At 65.0% G+C, this 20008-nt stretch carries 18 protein-coding genes; 6 read left to right on the top strand and 12 right to left on the bottom strand.

All coding sequences use genetic code 11. The features are described from left to right. Positions 1-133: 133 nt before the first annotated feature. From CH275_RS00555 to CH275_RS00545, 3 genes are read left to right on the top strand one after another with little or no spacing between them, the layout of a single operon-like run. Positions 134-850: a TVP38/TMEM64 family protein gene (locus tag CH275_RS00555; RefSeq protein WP_179275902.1), complete on the top strand. Its 717-nt coding sequence runs from the start codon at positions 134-136 to the stop codon at positions 848-850. Between the two features lie 31 nt (positions 851-881). Further along, positions 882-1481, top strand: a complete 600-nt coding sequence (locus CH275_RS00550) for a hypothetical protein (RefSeq protein WP_094674222.1) — start codon at positions 882-884, stop codon at positions 1479-1481. Next, the gene (locus tag CH275_RS00545; protein ID WP_094674220.1) at positions 1478-1987 is read left to right on the top strand and encodes a hypothetical protein; all 510 of its coding nucleotides are present in this window, start codon (positions 1478-1480) and stop codon (positions 1985-1987) included. Before CH275_RS00550 ends, CH275_RS00545 begins: the two co-directional genes overlap by 4 nt. Positions 1988-2000: 13 nt before the next feature. Here CH275_RS00545 and CH275_RS00540 read toward each other — a convergent pair whose 3' ends face one another. The 3 genes from CH275_RS00540 to CH275_RS00530 form a co-directional block, all read right to left on the bottom strand. Further along, positions 2001-3185, bottom strand: coding sequence for an SPFH domain-containing protein (locus CH275_RS00540; RefSeq protein WP_094674218.1), 1185 nt, complete (start codon positions 3183-3185; stop codon positions 2001-2003). A 4-nt stretch (positions 3186-3189) separates the two neighbouring features. Beyond that, the gene (locus tag CH275_RS00535; protein WP_032378478.1) at positions 3190-3621 is read right to left on the bottom strand and encodes an NfeD family protein; all 432 of its coding nucleotides are present in this window, start codon (positions 3619-3621) and stop codon (positions 3190-3192) included. Positions 3622-3709: 88 nt separating this feature from the next. Next, positions 3710-4519, bottom strand: a complete 810-nt coding sequence (locus CH275_RS00530) for a DUF3097 domain-containing protein (RefSeq protein ID WP_094674599.1) — start codon at positions 4517-4519, stop codon at positions 3710-3712. A 76-nt stretch (positions 4520-4595) separates the two neighbouring features. On the opposite strand from CH275_RS00530, the gene CH275_RS00525 reads away from it, so the two are divergent. Beyond that, positions 4596-5426: a hypothetical protein gene (locus tag CH275_RS00525; protein WP_179275901.1), complete on the top strand. Its 831-nt coding sequence runs from the start codon at positions 4596-4598 to the stop codon at positions 5424-5426. Positions 5427-5451: 25 nt separating this feature from the next. On the opposite strand, the gene CH275_RS00520 is transcribed toward CH275_RS00525, so the two are convergent. From CH275_RS00520 to CH275_RS00485, 8 genes are all read right to left on the bottom strand, one after another. Continuing rightward, positions 5452-6534 (bottom strand): ferrochelatase, encoded by a 1083-nt coding sequence (locus CH275_RS00520; protein WP_094674597.1) that lies wholly within the window; start codon positions 6532-6534, stop codon positions 5452-5454. A gap of 103 nt (positions 6535-6637) precedes the next feature. Then, a complete protein-coding gene (gene inhA, locus CH275_RS00515) occupies positions 6638-7462 on the bottom strand; it encodes an NADH-dependent enoyl-ACP reductase InhA (protein WP_094615150.1) in 825 nt (274 codons plus the stop codon). 73 nt (positions 7463-7535) lie between these two features. Then, positions 7536-8258: a 3-oxoacyl-ACP reductase FabG1 gene (fabG1, locus tag CH275_RS00510; RefSeq protein ID WP_094674214.1), complete on the bottom strand. Its 723-nt coding sequence runs from the start codon at positions 8256-8258 to the stop codon at positions 7536-7538. Positions 8259-8324: 66 nt separating this feature from the next. Next, a complete protein-coding gene (locus CH275_RS00505; RefSeq protein WP_094674212.1) occupies positions 8325-9317 on the bottom strand; it encodes a VWA domain-containing protein in 993 nt (330 codons plus the stop codon). Continuing rightward, a complete protein-coding gene (locus tag CH275_RS00500) occupies positions 9314-10312 on the bottom strand; it encodes a DUF58 domain-containing protein (protein ID WP_373453655.1) in 999 nt (332 codons plus the stop codon). Before CH275_RS00500 ends, CH275_RS00505 begins: the two co-directional genes overlap by 4 nt. Next, on the bottom strand, positions 10309-11559 hold the full coding sequence (locus CH275_RS00495) for an AAA family ATPase (protein WP_094674593.1): 1251 nt from the start codon (positions 11557-11559) through the stop codon (positions 10309-10311). The genes CH275_RS00500 and CH275_RS00495 overlap by 4 nt, the downstream gene beginning before the upstream one ends. A gap of 351 nt (positions 11560-11910) precedes the next feature. Next, complete coding sequence (locus CH275_RS00490; protein ID WP_373453654.1) at positions 11911-13467, bottom strand: NlpC/P60 family protein; 1557 nt, start codon at positions 13465-13467, stop codon at positions 11911-11913. 416 nt (positions 13468-13883) lie between these two features. Then, positions 13884-14426, bottom strand: a complete 543-nt coding sequence (locus CH275_RS00485; RefSeq protein ID WP_094674208.1) for an Rv1476 family membrane protein — start codon at positions 14424-14426, stop codon at positions 13884-13886. 347 nt (positions 14427-14773) lie between these two features. On the opposite strand from CH275_RS00485, the gene CH275_RS00480 reads away from it, so the two are divergent. Continuing rightward, on the top strand, positions 14774-17584 hold the full coding sequence (locus tag CH275_RS00480) for an aconitate hydratase (RefSeq protein WP_094674206.1): 2811 nt from the start codon (positions 14774-14776) through the stop codon (positions 17582-17584). 117 nt (positions 17585-17701) lie between these two features. Then, a complete protein-coding gene (locus tag CH275_RS00475; RefSeq protein WP_094674204.1) occupies positions 17702-18283 on the top strand; it encodes a TetR/AcrR family transcriptional regulator in 582 nt (193 codons plus the stop codon). Here the strand turns inward: CH275_RS00475 and CH275_RS00470 are convergent. Further along, complete coding sequence (locus CH275_RS00470) at positions 18275-19906, bottom strand: ABC-F family ATP-binding cassette domain-containing protein (RefSeq protein WP_094674202.1); 1632 nt, start codon at positions 19904-19906, stop codon at positions 18275-18277. The genes CH275_RS00475 and CH275_RS00470 overlap by 9 nt on opposite strands. Positions 19907-20008 lie beyond the last annotated feature (102 nt).

Here is a 20008-nt window from a genome sequence, read left to right as displayed (position 1 = left end):
CCCGACTTGAAGTGATGCTAACCCCACTACGTTGCAGGTTATCGTGAGGATCACCTCACGTTCGGTGCCGCACAGTGGACCCTCCGACTCGAGAAAGCGAGTGTGTCACCTCACGCCGGTACGCTGGCCTCTCGTGACCCGGCACCTGCGAGACCTCCGACTGCTCGCGCTGATGGCGGTGATCGTTCTCTTCGCCCTCGTTGCCGTGTTCGCACCTCATCCGAGCGTGGAACAGATTCGCCAGTGGGGCACATCGGTCGGTCCCGCCTTTCCGCTCGTGTTCTTCGCCGTGCACGCGATCGTGACCATCGCGCCCATCCCGAGAACCCTGTTCACCCTCAGTGCCGGTGTGCTGTTCGGGCCGGTTACCGGGTTGGCCGTCACCATCGGCGCGTCGACGGTCAGCGCAGTCCTGGCTCTGCTTCTGGTCCGCGCGATCGGCAGGGAGGCCGTCGCGGCGCGGATGTCACATTCGGCTCTGGACTCGATCGACGACAGCCTGCGCCGACGAGGATGGCTGGCTGTCGGCTCGCTGCGCCTGATCGCCCCGGTGCCGTTCTCGTTGGTGAACTATGCGTGCGGAGTATCGGCGGTGCGTCCTGTGCCGTTCGCCGTCGCAACCGCGGCGGGCATGCTGCCGGGCACTCTGGGGATCGTCGTGATCGGCGGGGCCATCGGAGGCGAGACGCATCCGGCACTGCTGGTGCTGTCTGCTGTGTGCATTGCAATCGGCCTGATCGGCCTGGTCGTGGACTGGCGGCTCTCGCGAGGCGTGCGCTCCGAGCCTGCGACCGTCGGCGGTCGACAGGGCAAGAGCCTTGACTCCGATCAATCAAGCCTTGAAGCTTGACTAGTGAGAATCAATGATCTAGCCTTGTCCGATGTTCGTGCTGACCGTGGACCAACGTCGAAGTAGACGCGATGTCGATCGCGTGCCCGACCTCCTCGATCGCTATCGCGACCACGGGCTGTTACGTCCCTTCGATCGCACCGCAGGAGACGAGGTACAGGCCGTGTGCGAGGACGCCAGCACTGTCGTGTCCATCGCCCTCGAACTGGTGGCCACACCGCATTGGAGTGTGGGGATCGGCATCGGTTCCGTCGAGCTTCCGCTCCCCGAAACGACGCGAGCCGGACGCGGCCCGGCATTCGAGGCCGCCCGAGATGCCGTGACCAGAGCCAAGAGCGCCCCTGCCTCGATTGCCGTGAGCGGTCCCGATGCCGCTGCTGCAGAAGACGCCGAGACCGCATCGACACTGGTCGCCCTGCTCGTCAATCGACGCTCGGACCACGGGCGAGAAGCTGTTGCACTCATGGCCGGTGGGTTGTCGCAAACCGATGCAGCAGACCGGTTGAAGATCAGCAAACAAGCTATGTCGCAACGACTTTCGGTCGCCGGTTGGCAGGTCGAAAACGCCGGACGCACCCTTGCGGCGCGGTTGCTCGACGCCGCGAACTCGACAGGAAGTCGCCGATCATGATCATCGTCACACTCGTGCTGCTGGCACTGACCGCACTCGCCGCGTTGGTCCCTGCCGGCACCGGTCTCCGCCAGTGGATACCCACTGCATCGGCATCGGCACTGCTGGCCGTGGCCGCCATTCTGGCGACAGTGGCCGGACCCGCCCAGGGGATCGGCCACGCGATCGGAATCGTCCTGAGCGTCGTCGCTGCGGCCCTGGGTGGAACAGCGATGGTACCCACCGTGTTTCGCGTCGCACGACGACAGAACGACTCGACCGGAGACGATCCGGTCGAGCCGCTTCGTGGTGGACTGACCATCGGCATCCTCGAACGCGTGGCCGTCGCCGTGTCGATCCTCGCCGGGTGGCCGGAAGGGATCGCCATCGTGCTGGCAGTCAAGGGACTCGCGCGCTATCCCGAACTCCGCGAATCCCATGCCTCCGAACAGTTCATCATCGGCACCTTCGCCAGCGTCCTGTGGGGCCTGGCCGCTGCCGGTGTGGGAACCGCCCTGATCAACTGATCAGGGCGGATTGTCAGCGTTGTTCCGGCTCCGCCTCGGGTGACGCAGACAGGGCACCGACGTCGAAGCCCTTCGAGAGTTCAGGAGACGCAGCCAACGACGTGTCGACCGGCTTGCGCGCCACGGCCTCTGCAGCCTTGACCGCCTCGGCGACCGCAGGATCGGTCTTGGTCTCGAACCATTCGGCGACCTCGTCCGAGTCGTCCTCGGGCTTGGGCTCGTTGCCCGCCGCCTCGTTCGGCTCGTATCGGAACACGCCGTCTTCGCCGGGTGCACCGAGTGTCTTCGCGAAGCCCTTCAGGGCATCCCCGAAATCGCTCGGAATCATCCACACCTTGTTCGCGTCGCCCTGCGCCATCTGCGGCAGCGTCTGCATGTACTGGTAGGCAAGCAATTCGGGAGTCGGCTTGCCGGCCTTGATGGCACCGAACACCTTCTCGATCGCCTTGGCCTGCCCCTGAGCTTCGAGGTACTTCGCGGCACGGTCACCTTGCGCCCGTAGTATCCGAGACTGCCGCTCACCCTCGGCGGTGAGGATGGCTGCCTGCTTACCGCCCTCGGCGGCGAGAATTCGGCTCTGCTTGTCACCCTCGGCCGTCTTGATCGCCGACTCACGATGACCCTCGGCGGTGAGAATGGTCGCTCGCTTCTCGCGGTCGGCCTTCATCTGCTTCTCCATCGACTCCTGGATCGACGGAGGCGGATCGATGCTCTTGAGCTCCACTCGGGCGACGCGAAGACCCCAACGCCCGGTCGCCTCGTCCAGCACGACGCGGAGTTGACCGTTGATCGAATCACGCGAGGTGAGCGTCTCTTCCAACGTCATTCCGCCGACGACGTTACGCAGCGTGGTGGTGGTCAACTGCTCGACACCGACGATGTAGTTGTTGATCTCGTACACGGCCGACTGCGGGTTGGTCACCTGGAAGTAGACGACGGTGTCGATCGACACGGTCAGGTTGTCCTTGGTGATCACCGGCTGCGGGGGAAACGACACGACCCGTTCACGCAGGTCGACCTTGGCACGGATACGGTCGACGAACGGCACGAGGAACGTGAGCTGCCCGGACACGGTGCGCGTGTAACGACCCAGCCGTTCGATGACGGCAGCCTCGGCTTGCGGGACGATCGAGATGGACTTGGCCATCAACACCGCGACGAACACGACGATGACAGCCAGTGCGATGAGTGCTTCCACGTAGCTACGGTCCCTTCCATACGACGGCGGTAGCACCGTCTATTTCCATCACGGTCACGGTGGTACCCGGGGCGTAGACCTCGGTCTCGTCGAGTGGGCGCGCGGTCCACACCTCACCACCGAGCTTGATCTGGCCTTCGTGTGCAGTGACCTGCTCGAGCACCACGGCACTCTTGCCGGTGAGCGCGGCCATGCCCATCGGGGTATCGGGCGGATTAGCAAAGCGCCGCAACAGAATCGGTCGCAACCCGAGAACCAGCGCCAGCGACAGAACACCGAAGACGATCGCATCGGCCCACACCGGGAAATCCGTCAGAGCAGAGACACCGGCGGTACCCAGGGCACCGCCGGCAATCATCAGAAGGAAGAAGTCACCCGTCAGTGCCTCGGCACCGGCGAGCACCACTGCCGCTATGAGCCAAATGATCGCTGCCACAGCCTCCATCCAATCACGAATCGGACATCCGGCGGTGGAGTGAAGCCTGCGGAACGGCCTGACCTGCTCGTTCAGAAATACAGAGCGTTCACTCGGTGACGAAGTCGACCAATTGTTCGACGGCTCCGATCAACGGTGCCTCGAGATCTCGGAAGCTCGACACCGACGAATACACCCGACGCCATCCCTCCCGCGGACTCCCCCACCCCAGCTCCCTGCAGATACCGGTCTTCCAGTCCTCGCCCCGCGGGATCTTCGGCCACGCCGCAATTCCCACGGCGGCCGGCTTGACCGCCTCCCAGACGTCGATGAACGGATGGCCGGTGACCAGCACGTGCTCACCCAGCGACGTCGTCAACTTGGACTCCTTGGACCCGGTCACCAAATGGTCCACCAGCACTCCCACACGACGCCCGGGGCCGGGGCCGAAGTCCGCCAACCGGTCCCCCAGATTGTCCAGGCCCTCGAGGTGCTCGACGACCACGCCCTCCACTCGAAGGTCGTGTCCCCACACACTTTCCACGAGGGCCGCGTCGTGCACCCCTTCGACCCAGATCCGGCTCGCGCGGGCTGTTCGTGCCCGCAGTCCCTCGACCTTGGTGGACCCGGAGGCAGAGCGCGTGTGCTGCGGAGTCGCAGCCGCGGGCTTCGGGCGCACCAGAGTCACCCGACGGCCGTCGATCAGGAACGCGGCTTCGCGCAGGGCGAACAGACGCGTGGTGCGGGCACCGTCCTCGAGTCGAACGAAGTCTCCGTCGTAGGTGCGCTCGAATCCGACCACCGCACCGCAGTAGCCGGTCCCGGCGTCCTCGACCACCAGTCCGCGCTCGGCCGGAACTTCCGGAGCCGGGACCTTCCGCATCCGGCTGTGCCCTTTGAGAATGTCTCCGCCGTACATGTCGTTCACGGCGGTCAACGCTAGCGACACAGGCGTCCCGAGCACGGTTCGCCACGCCGACCTATGCTCGTGAGTCGTGTGTTCTTCGAGTGCAAGTCTTGCCCTGTGGGCCAGTTCCTGGCTGGCCGGTGCCAGCTCCCCGGACGACGTCATCGACGCCATGTCCGAGTGGGCACCGATGCATCTCGTGGGTGCGGGCGATGCAGGTGCGGCCGATAGCTTCGGACTGCAGCACCCCGGTTATGCCGAGGGAATCGCGGGCCTACTACAGGCGATCAGGGCCACCGCAGAGGTACGGACGGGATCAGCCGTCGGAGACGACCGGGTGAGGCTCGTTCTGCCTGCCCCCGGCGCAGTGAGCGGACTGCCCGCGAACACGGATTTCTCGCGCGCCGCCCTGAACGCGGGGCAGGCCGTGATCGTCGGCACCTCGGGCAACCACGGGATCGGCGTGGTGCCCGTCGTCGAGGGACCGGATGTGTTGCGCTGGACCGTGTATTCGATCATCGTTCCCGAGCATCGCCATCGAGATCAGGGCTTGGGTGAGGCCGAATACGAGATGCGTGAGGCCGTCCGCGGCGCGGCGGACGCTCTCGCCGAGATGCAATCGCTCCCCACCCGAACACTGCAATCCGATCCACGCACCCGCATCGCCGCACTGATCGCCGATGCGGCCCGGCACCGCTACCCCGCCGAGATATCCGACCGGGCATTCCGAGTACTCGAATCAGCCGACCGAGTGGCCGCGATTCTGACCGTGGCGGCCGGGTCAGCTCCCTCGGAGGCGCCCACCGCCTCGGCCGCTGCGGCGCGCGAAGAGTTGGTTCGGCCACTGTGGGCGGCAGTCCGTACTGCCCGCACCATCGCGGTCGCGACGAGCATAGAAGCGGCGATGCACTCCGCCTGATACCTGTCGGTCGCTCGAACAGCGCCTAGCGGGAGGTGGCAGCGGCGGGCCGAGTGGGCCGGGTCGGCTGCTCGCAGCATCCGATGGCGCAACGATTTCCGTCGAGGGTCGAACCGTAGCCCGGCACGCGCCCGAGGCGGCGGCAGCGTCCGCCGACACGGTACTCGTCCACGAGTTCGCGAATCATCTGTGGAAAGCGCGCATCCGATCCGGGAGTTCCTGCGCGGGCGAACGCCATACCGAGTTCGCGAGCCTTGTCCTCGGCCTCGGTGTCGAGGTCCCACACGACCTCGAGATGATCGGAGACGAAACCGATCGGACACACGATCACCGACTCGACGGACCGCGCCGAGAGCGCTTCGAGATGATCGCAGATATCGGGGTCGAGCCACGGAACCTGCGGGGGCCCCGAGCGCGACTGCCACACCAGGTCGTAGTCGTCGATACCCGACGCGGCCGCAACGAGCCTGGACGCTTCGGCCACCTGACGGCTGTAGAGGTGCCCGCCGTCCTCGGGCGGGCCGGCATTGGCATCGGCGGCCGAGGGGATGGAGTGCGCAGTGAACACCAGACGTGCCCCTGCGCGGTGCTGTTCGGGCAGCGAGGCTCTGGCCGCCGCGACGGCGTCGCTGAACGCGTCCACCATCAGCGGGTGGTCGTAGTACTGCCGGATCTTCAGCAGGTGTGGTGCGTCGTCACCGACCGCGGCGCGGGCCCGGGCGATGTCCTCGTGATACTGCCTGCACCCGGAGTATCCACCCCACGCGGAGGTCGGGAAGACCAGTGCTTTGCTGATTCCGTCCGACTTCATGGTCGCGACGGTGTCCTCGATCATCGGATGCCAGTTGCGATTTCCGAAATAGATCGGCAAATCCACTCCGGCGGAATCGAATTCACGCCGCAGTGCGTCGATGATGTCACGGTTGAGCTGGTTGATCGGAGAGACGCCCCCGAAATGCATGTAGTGCTCGACGACCGCGTCGAGACGCTCGGGCGGCACTCCACGTCCGCGAGTGACGTTCTCCAGGAACGGGCGTACGTCGGCGGGCTGTTCCGGTCCGCCGAACGAGAGCACCAGCAGTGCGTCGAAGTCTCCAGGGGTGGTCATGTTTTCCATTGTGCCCTCGTCGCCGACCGGACCCGGCGGGGGTCCGATCGGCGAACGAAACCTTCGATGAGCGAGACCACACGTGGTCTCGCCCACCGCGGCGTCACATGTTCTCGGGCAGATACGTGTTGTGGCTGGCTCCGCCGTCGACGTACACGATGGATCCAGTGGTGCCGGGCAGCCAATCGGAGAGCAGCGCGACGATGGACTTCGCGACGACGGTCGGGTCGTTGACATCCCAGCCGATCGGGGCGGCACCGTCCCAGTAGACGTTGAGCTGATTCATCTTGGCCGCGTCGTCCGTTGCCGTACCGGCGATCGCCTTCGCGGCGAGGGTCTTGATGGGACCCGCAGCGACGAGGTTCGAGCGAATGCGCTTGGCAGCACCCACTTCTCTGGCAACGTAGCGATTGACCGATTCGAGTGCGGCCTTGGCCACACCCATCCAGTTGTAGTACGGCATCGAGGTGCGCGGATCGAAGTCCATTCCGACGATGGAGCCACCCTCGTTCATGACCGGCAGTACTGCACGTGCCAGCGACGCGTAGCTCCACGCCGAGATCTCGAACGCCTTCGCGGCATCGGGACCGGGTCCGTCGAGGAACGGCTTGGCGTCAGGTCCCATCAGGGTGCGAGGCGCGAACGCGATCGAATGCAGCACGCCGTCGATACCCTCGGGCGCCACCTCGCGGACTCGATCCGCCAGGGCCGCGAGGTGCTCCTCGTTGGTGGCGTCGAGCTCGATCGCCGGGGGCACCTCCTTGGGCAGACGCTGTGCGATGCGGTCGATCAGCCGCAGCCGATCGAACCCGGTGATGATCACCTTGGCGCCCTGTTCCTGCGCCATGGCAGCGGCGTGGAACGCGATGGAGGCATCGGTGATGATGCCGGTGATGAGAATGGTCTTGCCTTCGAGCAATCCGCCCATAGTGCTGTGTTCCTTGCTTTCGATGACGAAAATCTATGACAACGAGCTGAAATGCATTGTGAGGGTAGGGTTCTCAGTGACCCATGCCCAGACCGCCGTCGACCGGGATGACCGCACCGGAGACGTAAGCCGCATCGGGCGACGCCAGCCAACTCACGACGCCTGCCACCTCTTCGGCTTTGCCTTTGCGCGCCAACGGGATTGCCTTGACCGCCATTTCCTGGATCTTCTCGTCCAGGACCTGGGTCATCTCGGTGTCGATGAACCCCGGCGCGACGACGTTCGCTGTGATGGACCGGGAACCGAGTTCACGAGTCAGGGAACGCGCCAAACCGATGACGCCCGCCTTGGACGAAGCGTAGTTCGCCTGACCGGCCGTTCCGGTCATACCGACGACGGAACCAAGGAAGATGAACCGGCCGTAACGGGCACGAAGCATCGAACGACTTGCTCGTTTCGCCACCCGAAACGCACCGGTCAAGTTTGCGTCGAGGACATTGGAGAACTGTTCGTCCGTCATCCGCATGATGAGCGTGTCGTCGGTGGTACCGGCGTTCGAGACCAGGACCTCGACCGGTCCCTGCTTCTCCTCGACCTCCTTGAATGCGGCGTCGACCGAATCGGAGTCCGTGACGTCGCAGACGACTCCGAACAGTCCGTCCGGAGCTCCGGATCCGCGGTGGGTGACGGCCACCTTGTGTCCGTCGGCTTGGAGCCGCTGGGCAATGGCAAGACCGATACCCCGGTTACCTCCGGTGACGAGTACCGATCGCGCGATGAAGTCAGGTGTGGACATGCCTAGCAACCTATCTGTTCGTCCTGGAATGACAAAGCGAAACTTACTGGTGAGTAATAACAGTGATCACGGCAATCGTTGCCGCATCACCAACGCCGAACCCAACCCCGACGAGATGAACAGGACACCGAGAATCAACCACGGACGCGACGCGTCCCCGCGGGTGATCTCGAACCCGATCTGCTCCTCCAGGGTGTCGTACACCTCGCGGAGGTCCTCGAGCGACGAGGCGGTGAAGAAGCTGCCACCCGAGAGAGTCGCGATCTCTCGTAGGGACGGGTCGTCGACCGGTACCGGCACTCGTTCGACCCCGGCCTCGTCCTCGATTTCGACCGAGCCGTAGCTCGTACCGAACGAGATCGTGGAGATCGGCACGCCCTTGTCCTTCGCAGCCCGGGCCGCGGTGTAGCCGCCTCGCGGGTCGTCGAGATTCTGCGGAACCGTCTGCTTGCCGTCGGAGAGCAGCACGATGCGGGCAGGTGGGGCCGCGTCACCGCCGCCGAGTATCGCTCCGAGAGTGTCGATCGACTGCAATGAGGTGAAGATCGCCTCACCGGTGGCGGTTCGTTCGCTGAGCTGCAGTTTGTCGATGGCGGACTTGGTGGCTTCACGATTGGCCGTGGGAGACACCAAGACGGACGCGGTGCCTGCGAATGCGACCAGACCGAGGTTGATTCCTGGCGTCAGGCCGTCGGCGAAGGACTTCGCGGCTTCCTGAGCGGCGGCCAACCGGGTCGGTTCGACGTCGGTGGCCTCCATCGACAGCGAGACGTCGATGACGAGCATGACCGTGGCGCGGTTGCGGGGGACGCGCTCGTCCGCCGTCGGACCTGCCAGTGCGACGGTGAGGAACAGCAGACCGACCAACACCAGCGCGGTCGGCAGGTGTCGCAAACGGTTCGGCCGCACGGGCGCAACGGACTCGAGCAGTTCCATGTTGGAGAAGCGCAGAACATGTTTCTGCTTGCGCCGCTGAATCCAGATGTAACCGGCCGTCAGTGCAATGACGACGACGAGAAATCCGAGCCACCACGGCGAAGCGAAATCGCTCAGGCTCATCGCGTACCGGCCCGAGCAGTATTGGTGAAACCGGAGCCGATGGTGTGTCTGCGCGCGGTGACGAAGCGGACGACGTCGGCAATCCAATCACCGTCGGTACGCAGCGTCAGCCGTGGTGCTCCGCAGCGACGAAGCGCTTTCTCGACGTCGTCACGATGTGCTGCTGCGGCGCGCGCGAAGTCTGCTCGCAGTCGCGGCGTCGTACTGAACTCGCGAGTTCGGCCCGATTCCGGATCGTGCAACACCACATCACCGACGTCGGGTAATTCGAGATCACGGGGATCGAGTACCTCGACGGCCAGCACATCGTGTCGGGCGGAGATGGCGCGGAGCGACCGTTCCCAATCGATGGGTCCGAGGAAATCACTGATCACCACAGCCATCCCGCGACGGCGTTCCGGCCGCCGCAGGGCTTCGATGGCTGCTCGAAGGTCTCCGCGCACACCGTCGGCCACCGCGGGCGTCGTGGCAATGCTTCGGAGCATCGACTGCGTGTGGACACGGCCACCTCGTGCGGGAATGCGCGTGGTACTTGCACCGGTGGCGACCACCGCGCCGATTCGATTGCCCCCGCCGCCGGACAGATGCGTGATCGCGGCCGAGGCCGCGACGGCCAGGTCCCGCTTCTCACACCCGGTGGTGCCGAAGTCGAGGCTGGCCGACAGGTCGACCACGAGCCAGGTCTCGAGCTCGCGATCCGCGACGGACTGCCGCACGTGCGGGTGCGTCGTACGTGCAGTGACCGACCAATCCATCTGGCGGACGTCGTCGCCGGGCTGGTACTCCCTGGCGTCGCCCGGCTCCGAACCGGGACCGGGAATCAACCCGAGGTGGTCGCCGTGCAGAACCCCGTCCAGCCTTCGGCGCACCGTCAGCTCGAGGGTCCGCAGCGCGGCGGCCAACTTCGGATCACGAAGCTCACCCGAGCGGAACGACGGCGGCCGAGATACGACGGTACTGCCGGACGTCACGCGAGCGGTGTCGGATCCGCTCACTGACCCGGCGTACCGATCGGCGAACCGTCACCCGACGGCTTCTGCAACGACGGTGCCGGCTGACCGTACTGACCGCCTTGTGGATGCTGCTGAGGTCCGGGCTGTTGAGCCGGCGGCACCTGGCCCTGCCCGGGAAACTGGCCCTGAGCGGGGAACTGGCCGGGGGCCGGAAACTGCCCCTGTGCCGGGTAGGGCCCCTGCGGCTGACGTCCATCGAAGTGCGGGCCGTCCGGACCGGCTCCGTTGCTCTGGGGCACCGGAACTGCCTGCGGCGACACCTGCGGCAACCCGACGGTCTGCAGTACCCGGGAGATCACCGTCTCGGGCGTCACCTCGTCTGCCAGAGCGTCGTAGGACAGCACCAGACGGTGTCGAAGCACGTCGGGAATGACCTCGAGAACGTCCTGCGGCACCACGTAATCGCGACCTCGCAGTAGGGCGAGCGCCCTCGACGCCGCGATGATGCCGAGCGTCGCACGTGGCGAGGCACCGTAAGCGATCCAGCTGGCCACGTCGTCCAGTCCGAACTGCTCGGGAGTACGCGTGGCGGAGATGACACGGACGACGTAGTCGACGAGTGCGTGGTGCACGAACACCGAGCTGGCCAGATTCTGCAGGCGAACCAATTCGACCGGGTCGAGGACCTGCTTCGGTTCGGGTGCCTTGATGCCCATGCGATAGACGATTTCGCGTTCCTCCTCGACCGTCGGATAGTCGACGACGATCTTGAACAGGAATCGGTCGCGTTGTGCCTCGGGAAGGGGGTACACACCCTCGTTCTCGATGGGGTTCTGCGTCGCCATCACCAGGAACGGGTCGGGCATCGGGAACGTCTTGCCGCCGATGGTGACATGACGCTCGGCCATGACCTCGAGCAACGCGGACTGCACCTTCGCCGGCGCGCGGTTGATCTCGTCGGCCAGCACGAAGTTGGCCACGACAGGCCCGAGTTCGGTGTCGAACTCCTCGCGGCCCTGACGGTAGATGCGGGTGCCGACGAGGTCGGTGGGGACCAGGTCGGGAGTGAACTGGACTCGCGAGAACGACCCGCCCACCACCCGCGCGAAGGTCTCGACGGCAAGGGTCTTGGCAACACCGGGGACACCCTCGAGCAGTACGTGTCCGCGGGCGAGCAATCCGACCAGAATGCGCTCGACCAGTCGGTCCTGACCGACGATCACCCGCTTGACCTCGTACACGGCCTTCTCGAGAAGCAGAACGTCCTCGGCAAGGCCTGGACTGTCCACCCGCTTCGGCTCCCCACCCTGTGGACCCGGAGTCGAGGTCTCGACGTTCGTCGACTCCTCGTCATTCGAAATCCGGCCGTCACGTGATGTCACCAAGAATTCACCGCTTTCAGTCGATCATCGTCGGGCTCGTTTCGTACCGCCGCGATCAACTATTCCAGGTGATCGGCCGGAGCGCCGAAAGGCACCCCCGGCACGAGGCCGGAGTGGAGCCTGCGGAACAACTCGAGATGCCGGAGTGGAGCCTGCGGAACGACTCGAGATGCCGGAGTGGAGCTTGCGGAACGACTCGAGAGGCCGGAGTGGAGCCTGCGGAACGACTCGAGGGGCCGGAGTGGTTCCGGATCGCGCTCAGGACACTATGCGCACGGCGTACGGAGTCATCCCGCTGTATCGCACGTCGGACACCTTGACCACCGAGCCCGACTGCGGTGCTTCGAGCATCTTGCCGTCGCCGAGGTAGAGAGCGACGTGCTGGCTGGCGTTCGGTCCGTAGAAGATCATGTCGCCGCGCTTCATCTCCGAGGACGGCACCTGCTTACCTGCGGTGTACTGGTAGCCGGTGTAGTGGGGCAACGAGATGCCGAGGCCTGCAAACGCGTAGATCATCAGGCCCGAGCAGTCGAACCCGACCTTGTTGTAGTCGCCGTAGCTGTCTGCGACCCCGCCGTCCCTGATGCCCTTGGTCGGACCGTTCTCGTCACCGCCGCCCCACGAATACGGCACTCCGAGTTGGCTCATTCCACGGTCGATCGCCAGTTCGACGGCTGCACTTCCGGTGACCGACGGCGTCGTGGACGTCTTCGGTTTGGTGGGGGTCTTCGGTTTGGTGGGGGCGGTCCCGGTCGAGCTGTCCGAGTCGTCGGACGAACTCGAATCCTCGTCCACGTCGACGTGCGACCGTTGGCCCTCGGCGATGGCCGCAGCTCGTTGCTGGGCCGCCAGGTTGGCCGATACCCGAGCAGCTGCCTGCACAGCAGCTTCCCGCGCCGCAGACGCAGCTTCCCGCGCCGCAGACGCAGCGGCGGCGATCGCCGCATCCTCGGCCGCTTTCTGCGCTTCCCAGTCGCCGTACGCCGCGCGCTGATCCTGTAGACCGGCGACGTTGCTGCGCGCCGCGTCGAGCTCGGTCTGTGCTGCGTCACGCTGAGACTCGATCGCTGCTTTCTGATCGGCCTCCGCTTGCAGCGCCGCCTGCGCTTCGGCAATGGCCTGCTCTGCCTCGGCCTTCTTCGCCTCGGCTTCCGACGCCGCGGCGTCGGCTTGCTGCTTGGAGTCTCGCGCCGCCGAATCACGATTCGCCTGCTCGGTACGGGCCCGCTGGAGCCCGTCGAGCACTGCGTTCTGACTGTTGGAGAGAACTTTGAGCACCTGGGCGCGATCGAGGACGTCGTCCGGTCCGCTGGATCCGAGGAACGAGGCCATCGAGGCGACGCCGGAACCCTGGGTGTAGCTGGACTTCGCGAACTCGTCGAACTTGCGTTGGGCGGCTTGGATCTGCGTGCCTGCATCCGCGAGTGCCTGCTGCGCAGCACCGACGACGGCGGCGGCAACATCGGCCGCGTCGCGCGCATTCTGCAAGTCGACCAGCGCCTTGTTGACGCCTTCTCGCTTCGAGGCGACCTCGTCGTCGAGCCGAGCGAGCTGCTGATTGGCGGACGCGATCGCATCGATCAGTTGGCCCACCTGCCCGAGGCTCGAATCGACGGCGCTGCCCGCGGCGGCGAGGTCACTGTCGGACGGGTTGGGCGGCGGGGGCGGTACTGCGGCGGCGACTCCGGGAAGGGTCGCCATCAACGCAATCACCAGGCCGGCACCCACCAGTACGAATCGGGTACGGACGAGCGCTCTGCGGCGGGTGCCGCGGACTGGACGTCGGCTCACAAATGTCTCCCTCGGGTCCGGCATTCAGTCGGGTCCGAGACGAACCGTCGTGCCGCCGAGGTGCTTGCCGTCCCCACCCCGATCGCAGGTGACGGTGAGCGGTCTCGCCGGGCGGGAAAGAAACACGCAGCGACACGACAGGTGTGAACCACGTCAGTCACACCCGAAGCAGTGGCCTCCCGAGTTCCCCACGGACGACACCCTGCCTTCTGCGACACTCCTTCCCCAGCAGTGCCAATGGCACCGTACGACACTTTGCACCCTAAGGAAACTCCAGTCACAAATGACACATTTGTAATTCGACCAGGCACAACGCGTTGAACTCGGGGTTTGCCGAAAACAATTTTTCCGACTTTTTCGGTGGGGCCGGCGATCTCGATCCGGACCGGGTCGTACGGCGCGGGTGTCGGTCACTCGAACGACACCCCGGGGGCGACGGGTCAGTTGTCTGCGGAGTCGCGGTTCGCGTGGTTCGGCGATGCCGCACGAGCACGAAACCTGCGCGCTTTGACGACGGCTGTCAGGGCGGCCACAGCGGCGACGACGACGACGAGTCCACCGGTGAGCAGGCCCCACGGCGTCTGATCCTCGACGAGCGTGTCCACGAAATTATCGGCCGCGACGATGTGATTGCCGGTGTAGGTGCGGTCCTGGCCGGCTTCGAGGGTGACTCGGCTGATGGAGTCGCTGAAGGTGCCCACCTGCCCGGGGCTCAGTACCAACACTGTGCCACCCTCGCGCGCTCCGACCGCCGTTGCGAGGTCCCGCAGCTGCGAGTCGTGGCGCGGTTCGTTCGGCACGATCACGATGCTCAGGTCGATGCCGTGGTCTTCTGCGCGCGCGACAGCCGAGGACAACCCGGCTTCCTCGTCGGCGGGCGCACTCACGCCGGATTCGCGGACCGTGGCGACGATGCTGTCGACGTCCAGACCTGCCGGAATATCGGTGGCAAGTGGGGAAGCGGCGTGAATCGGTTCAGGCATCTCTCGTCCAGTCGGTAGGAACTCCTCGCGTGAAACCCTACGTCACAGTGCTCCCGATACCCGGGAGGCCTGCACATCCGAACCCGCAACTGAGGCCGCCCTTCATTGCGTCGCACGAAACAGTACGTGAGGATTGTGACGCGGGTCGTTCTGTCGGCATCCACCGCGAAACGGACCCGCAAGTTTTCACAGGACAAGCGTACTGTTAGACTTCCATCGAGACACTGCCCGAGCGTCCGCAGGCAATACGCACGCCGGATGCCATGCCGAGACACACGGACAGCGCCTCGCTTCAACCGTCGACACAGCCCCGTCGGCGGTGTGCCTCATAGACGAGTGGAGCTGAAGTGACCGCAAGTAACAACTCATTCGGTGCAAAGGGCACCCTCGAAGTCGGAGAGAACTCGTACGAGATCTTCCGCCTGTCGGCCTTGCCCGGTGCCGAGAAACTGCCCTATGCACTGAAGGTCCTCGCGGAGAACCTCCTTCGCACCGAGGACGGTGCCAACATCACCGCCGACCATATTCGCTCGATCGCGTCGTGGGATCCCTCGGCCGACCCGAGCATCGAAATTCAGTTCACCCCTGCACGTGTCATCATGCAGGACTTCACCGGCGTTCCGTGTGTCGTAGACCTCGCCACCATGCGTGAGGCCGTGACCACCCTCGGTGGCGACCCCAACAAGGTCAACCCCCTCTCCCCCGCCGACATGGTGATCGACCACTCGGTCATCCTCGACGTGTTCGGCCGCGCCGACGCACTCGAGCGCAACGTCGACCTCGAATACGAGCGCAACGGCGAGCGTTACCAGTTCCTGCGTTGGGGCCAGGGCGCCTTCGACGACTTCAAGGTCGTCCCGCCCGGCATGGGCATCGTGCACCAGGTCAACATCGAATACCTGGCACCGACCGTCATGACCCGCAAGGGTCAGGCCTACCCCGACACCTGCGTCGGCACCGACTCGCACACGACGATGGTCAACGGTCTCGGCGTACTCGGCTGGGGCGTCGGCGGAATCGAAGCCGAGGCGGCCATGCTCGGCCAGCCCGTATCGATGCTGATTCCGCGTGTCGTCGGCTTCAAGCTCTCGGGCGAGATTCAGCCGGGCGTCACGGCGACCGACGTCGTTCTGACCGCCACCGAGATGTTGCGCAAGCACGGAGTCGTCGGAAAGTTCGTGGAGTTCTACGGTGAAGGCGTGGCAGAGGTTCCCCTCGCCAACCGCGCCACCCTGGGCAACATGAGCCCCGAATTCGGCTCCACCGCAGCGATTTTCCCGATCGACGAAGAGACGATCAACTACCTGCGCCTCACCGGCCGCAGCGACGAGCAGCTCGCCCTCGTCGAGGCGTACGCCAAAGAGCAGGGCATGTGGCACGACCCGAAGAACGAAGCCGTGTACTCCGAGTACATCGAGCTCGACCTCAACACGGTCGTTCCGTCCATCGCAGGCCCGAAGCGCCCGCAGGACCGAATCCTGTTGTCCGAGTCCAAGGTTGCGTTCCGCAAGGACATTCACAACTACGTCGAGGAAAACCACCCGGCGCACGAGGGTGACAGCAAGCTGGACGAGGCACTCAACGAGTCGTTCCCGGCCAGTGATCCCGCATCGCTGAGCTTCGCGGAAGACGATGCAGTCGACGTGCGGTCGGCGGCATACGGCTCCGAAGGCCGCCCGAGCAAGCCTGTTCGCGTCATCACCGACGAAGCAGGCGAGTTCGTTCTCGACCACGGTGCCGTCGTGGTTGCAGGCATCACCTCCTGCACCAACACCTCGAACCCGTCGGTGATGCTGGGCGCAGCACTGCTCGCTCGCAACGCCGTCGAAAAGGGTCTGTCCACCAAGCCGTGGGTCAAGACCAACATGGCACCCGGTTCGCAGGTCGTCACCGACTACTACGAGAAGGCCGGCCTGTGGCCCTACCTCGAGAAGCTCGGCTACTTCCTGGGTGGCTACGGCTGCACCACGTGCATCGGCAACACAGGTCCTCTGCTCGAGCCGATCTCGAAGGCGATCAACGACAACGATCTCTCGGTCACCGCCGTGCTGTCGGGCAACCGAAACTTCGAGGGTCGTATCTCCCCCGACGTCAAGATGAACTACCTGGCTTCGCCGCCGCTGGTCATCGCCTACGGCCTCGCGGGCACGATGGACTTCGACTTCGAGACCGACGCACTCGGCAACGACCACGAGGGCAATCCGGTGTACCTCAAGGACATCTGGCCGTCTTCGCAGGAGATCGAGGACACGATCAAGTCCTCGATCAGCCGGGACATGTTCAGCAAGTCCTACGAGACGATCTTCGCCGGCGACAGCCGCTGGCAGAACCTGTCCACCCCCGAGGGCGACACGTTCGAGTGGGATCCCAAGTCGACGTACGTCCGCAAGCCTCCGTACTTCGACGGCATGACGATGGATCCGGCTCCGGTCGAGGACATCAAGGGTGCACGCGTGCTGGCACTGCTCGGCGATTCGGTCACCACCGACCACATCAGCCCGGCAGGTCCCATCAAGGCGGGTACGCCGGCCGCGCAGTACCTCGATTCCCACGGGGTCGAGCGCAAGGACTACAACTCGCTCGGATCGCGCCGCGGTAACCACGAGGTCATGATTCGCGGAACCTTCGCGAACATCCGCCTCAAGAACCAGCTGCTCGACGACGTCTCGGGTGGCTACACCCGCGACTTCACCCTCGACGGTGGTCCGCAGTCGTTCATCTACGACGCGTCGCAGAACTACCAGAAGGCCGGCATCCCGCTGGTCGTGCTGGGCGGCAAGGAGTACGGCTCCGGAAGCTCCCGTGACTGGGCGGCCAAGGGCACCTCGCTCCTGGGCGTCAAGGCGGTCATCACCGAGTCGTTCGAGCGCATCCACCGCTCCAACCTCATCGGCATGGGCGTCGTTCCGCTGCAGTTCCCGGCAGGCGAGAGCGCAGCGTCGCTCAAGCTCGACGGCACCGAGACGTTCGACATCATCGGCGTCGAGAAGCTGAACGAAGGCACCACCCCGAAGACGATGGCAGTGACCGCGACCAAGGAAGACGGAACCAAGGTCGAGTTCGACGCCGTGGTCCGTATCGATACCCCCGGTGAAGCGGACTACTACCGCAACGGCGGAATCCTCCAGTACGTCCTGCGCAACATGATCAGAGGCTAGTCACACGGCACTGTAGACAGACGCCACGCACAGCGATGGGCCCGGAACTCGATACGTGTTTCGGGCCCATCGCCGTATCGGTACGGGCCCCTTCATCGAAAAGTAGGAGTTTCACACGTGCCCAAGGTCAGCGAAGACCACCTGGCCGCTCGCCGCAGCGAAATTCTCGACGGTGCGCGTAAGTGCTTCGGAGAGTTCGGCTACGAGGGCGCGACGGTGCGACGCCTGGAGGAGGCGACAGGCCTCTCACGCGGAGCCATCTTCCACCACTTCAAGGACAAGGACGGCCTCTTCCTCGCGTTGGCGCAGGAGGATGCCCGGCGTATGGCAGAAGTCGCGGCGACGCAGGGTCTGGTTCAGGTGATGCGAGACATGCTGGCTCAGCCGGATCAGTTCGAGTGGCTCGGAACGCGGCTCGAGATCACTCGACGACTGCGAACCGACGCCGACTTCCGAACCAGCTGGGCCGAACGGTCGGCAGAGCTCACCGACGCGACCCTGGGCCGACTGGAACGGCAGAAGACGGCAGGAAAACTCCGTGATGACGTGCCCAACGACGTCCTGGCCGACTACCTGGACCTCGTGCTGGACGGTCTGGTCGCCCGAATCGCGTCAGGGCAGGGCGGGTCCAACCTGTCGGCGATCCTCGATCTGGTCGAGGAATCGGTGCGTAAACGCGACCGACCCGAGTCAAGCTAGCTGGATCAGTTCCAGGTATTCCTGCGACCAGTGATCCTCGGTGCCGTCGGGAAGGAGGATCACTCGTTCGGGTGAGAGTGCCTCGGCGGCACCCGGATCGTGAGTCACCAGCACGACGGCACCCTTGTAGCTGCGCAATGCATCGAGGACCTGCTCGCGCGAGATCGGATCGAGGTTGTTGGTCGGCTCGTCGAGCAGCAGCACGTTCGCGGCCGAGGACACCAGTCCGGCGAGCGCAAGACGTGTCTTCTCACCACCGGACAGTGTTCCTGCCGGCTGTTCGAGCTGGGGGCCGGTGAACATGAAGGCACCGAGCAGTGATCTGAGCTCCTGCTCGCCGGTGTCGGGTGCGGCATGCCGGATGTTCTCCCACACCGACGCGTGATCGTCGAGGGTGTCGTGTTCCTGCGCGAAGTACCCGACGCGCATGCCGTGGCCCGGCTCGATCTCTCCGGTGTCGGCTTTCTCGGTTCCGGCCAGGATTCGGAGCAGCGTGGTCTTACCTGCACCGTTGAGACCGAGCACCACCACGCGGCTCCCCCGGTCGATCGCCAGATCGACGCCGGCGAAGATCTCCAGAGATCCGTACATCTTGGTCAGGTTCTTGGCCATCAACGGTGTCTTGCCGCAGGGGGCAGGCTCAGGAAAGCGAATGTGCGCAACCTTGTCGGACACGCGCTCCGCATCGAGGTTGGCCATCAACTTGTCCGCTCGCTTCGCCATATTCTGTGCCGCAACGGCTTTGGTTGCCTTGGCACCCATCTTGGCGGCCTGGACGCGCAGCGCACCCGCCTTCTTCTCGGCGTTGGCGCGCTCGCGACGGCGCCGTTGCTCGTCCGTGGCGCGGGCGTCGAGGTACTTCTTCCAGTTCATGTTGTAGATGTCGGCTTCACCGCGCACGGCATCGAGGAACCACACCCGGTTCACCACGTCTCCGAGCAGTTCCACATCGTGGCTGATCACGATCAGTCCGCCCTCGTGGTTCTGCAGGAAACCGCGCAACCAGGTGATGGAATCGGCGTCGAGGTGGTTGGTCGGCTCGTCGAGCAGCAACGTGGTGTTGGAGCGCCCGCCACTGCCGTCGGACGCGGCGAACAGAATGCGAGCCAGCTCGACGCGTCGGCGCTGACCGCCGGACAGGGTGCGTAGCGGCTGGCCGAGGATGCGGTCGGCCAAGCCGAGGCTGTTGCAGATACGCGCGGCTTCGCTCTCGGCTTCGTAGCCGCCGAGCGAGGCGAAACGCTCTTCGAGTTCGCCGTACTTGCGGACTGCCTTGTCGAGCAACGCCTCGTCGGCGACCTCGGCCATCAGCGCCTGCTGCTTCTCCATCTTGTGCAGCAGGGTGTCCAGTCCCCGGGCCGAGAGCACCCGATCCTTGGCGAGCACATCGAGGTCGCCCTCTTTGGGGTCCTGCGGAAGGTAGCCGAGTTCTCCGGTACGCACGACCTCTCCTGCGTACGGCTCGCCTTCCCCTGCCAGGATGCGCAGCGTGGTGGTCTTGCCTGCACCGTTGCGGCCCACCAACCCGATGCGGTCGCCGGCCTGCACGCGGAGCGCAGGCCCCTCGGTGGACAGAAGGGTCCGCACACCGGCACGAACTTCCAGGTCGGTGGCGGTGATCACGCGTGAGCTCCTAGCGATTGCCGAACAAGATCGTTGCCCGTCGACCGACGAGCGAACTTCAGGTGCACCGAAGGACGGCACAGCAAACCCCCATTTTAGCTC

The sequence above is a fragment of the Rhodococcus sp. 06-235-1A genome, assembly GCF_002258785.1.
In the GTDB taxonomy this organism is placed as follows: Bacteria; Actinomycetota; Actinomycetes; order Mycobacteriales; family Mycobacteriaceae; genus Rhodococcoides.
The sequence above is the reverse complement of the archived record's forward strand: the minus strand, read 5'-3'. Positions and strand labels throughout refer to the sequence as shown.

Excerpts from the sequence above, each read along its gene's own strand:
- CH275_RS00550 (WP_094674222.1), top strand. The coding sequence starts at position 882 with ATGTTCGTGCTGACCGTGGACCAACGTCGAAGTAGACGCGATGTCGAT.
- CH275_RS00545 (WP_094674220.1), top strand. The coding sequence starts at position 1,478 with ATGATCATCGTCACACTCGTGCTGCTGGCACTGACCGCACTCGCCGCG.
- CH275_RS00530 (WP_094674599.1), bottom strand. The coding sequence starts at position 4,519 with ATGTACGGCGGAGACATTCTCAAAGGGCACAGCCGGATGCGGAAGGTC.
- CH275_RS00520 (WP_094674597.1), bottom strand. The coding sequence starts at position 6,534 with ATGACCACCCCTGGAGACTTCGACGCACTGCTGGTGCTCTCGTTCGGC.
- inhA (WP_094615150.1), bottom strand. The coding sequence starts at position 7,462 with ATGGGCGGATTGCTCGAAGGCAAGACCATTCTCATCACCGGCATCATC.
- fabG1 (WP_094674214.1), bottom strand. The coding sequence starts at position 8,258 with ATGTCCACACCTGACTTCATCGCGCGATCGGTACTCGTCACCGGAGGT.
- CH275_RS00505 (WP_094674212.1), bottom strand. The coding sequence starts at position 9,317 with ATGAGCCTGAGCGATTTCGCTTCGCCGTGGTGGCTCGGATTTCTCGTC.
- CH275_RS00490 (WP_373453654.1), bottom strand. The coding sequence starts at position 13,467 with ATGCCGGACCCGAGGGAGACATTTGTGAGCCGACGTCCAGTCCGCGGC.
- CH275_RS00485 (WP_094674208.1), bottom strand. The coding sequence starts at position 14,426 with ATGCCTGAACCGATTCACGCCGCTTCCCCACTTGCCACCGATATTCCG.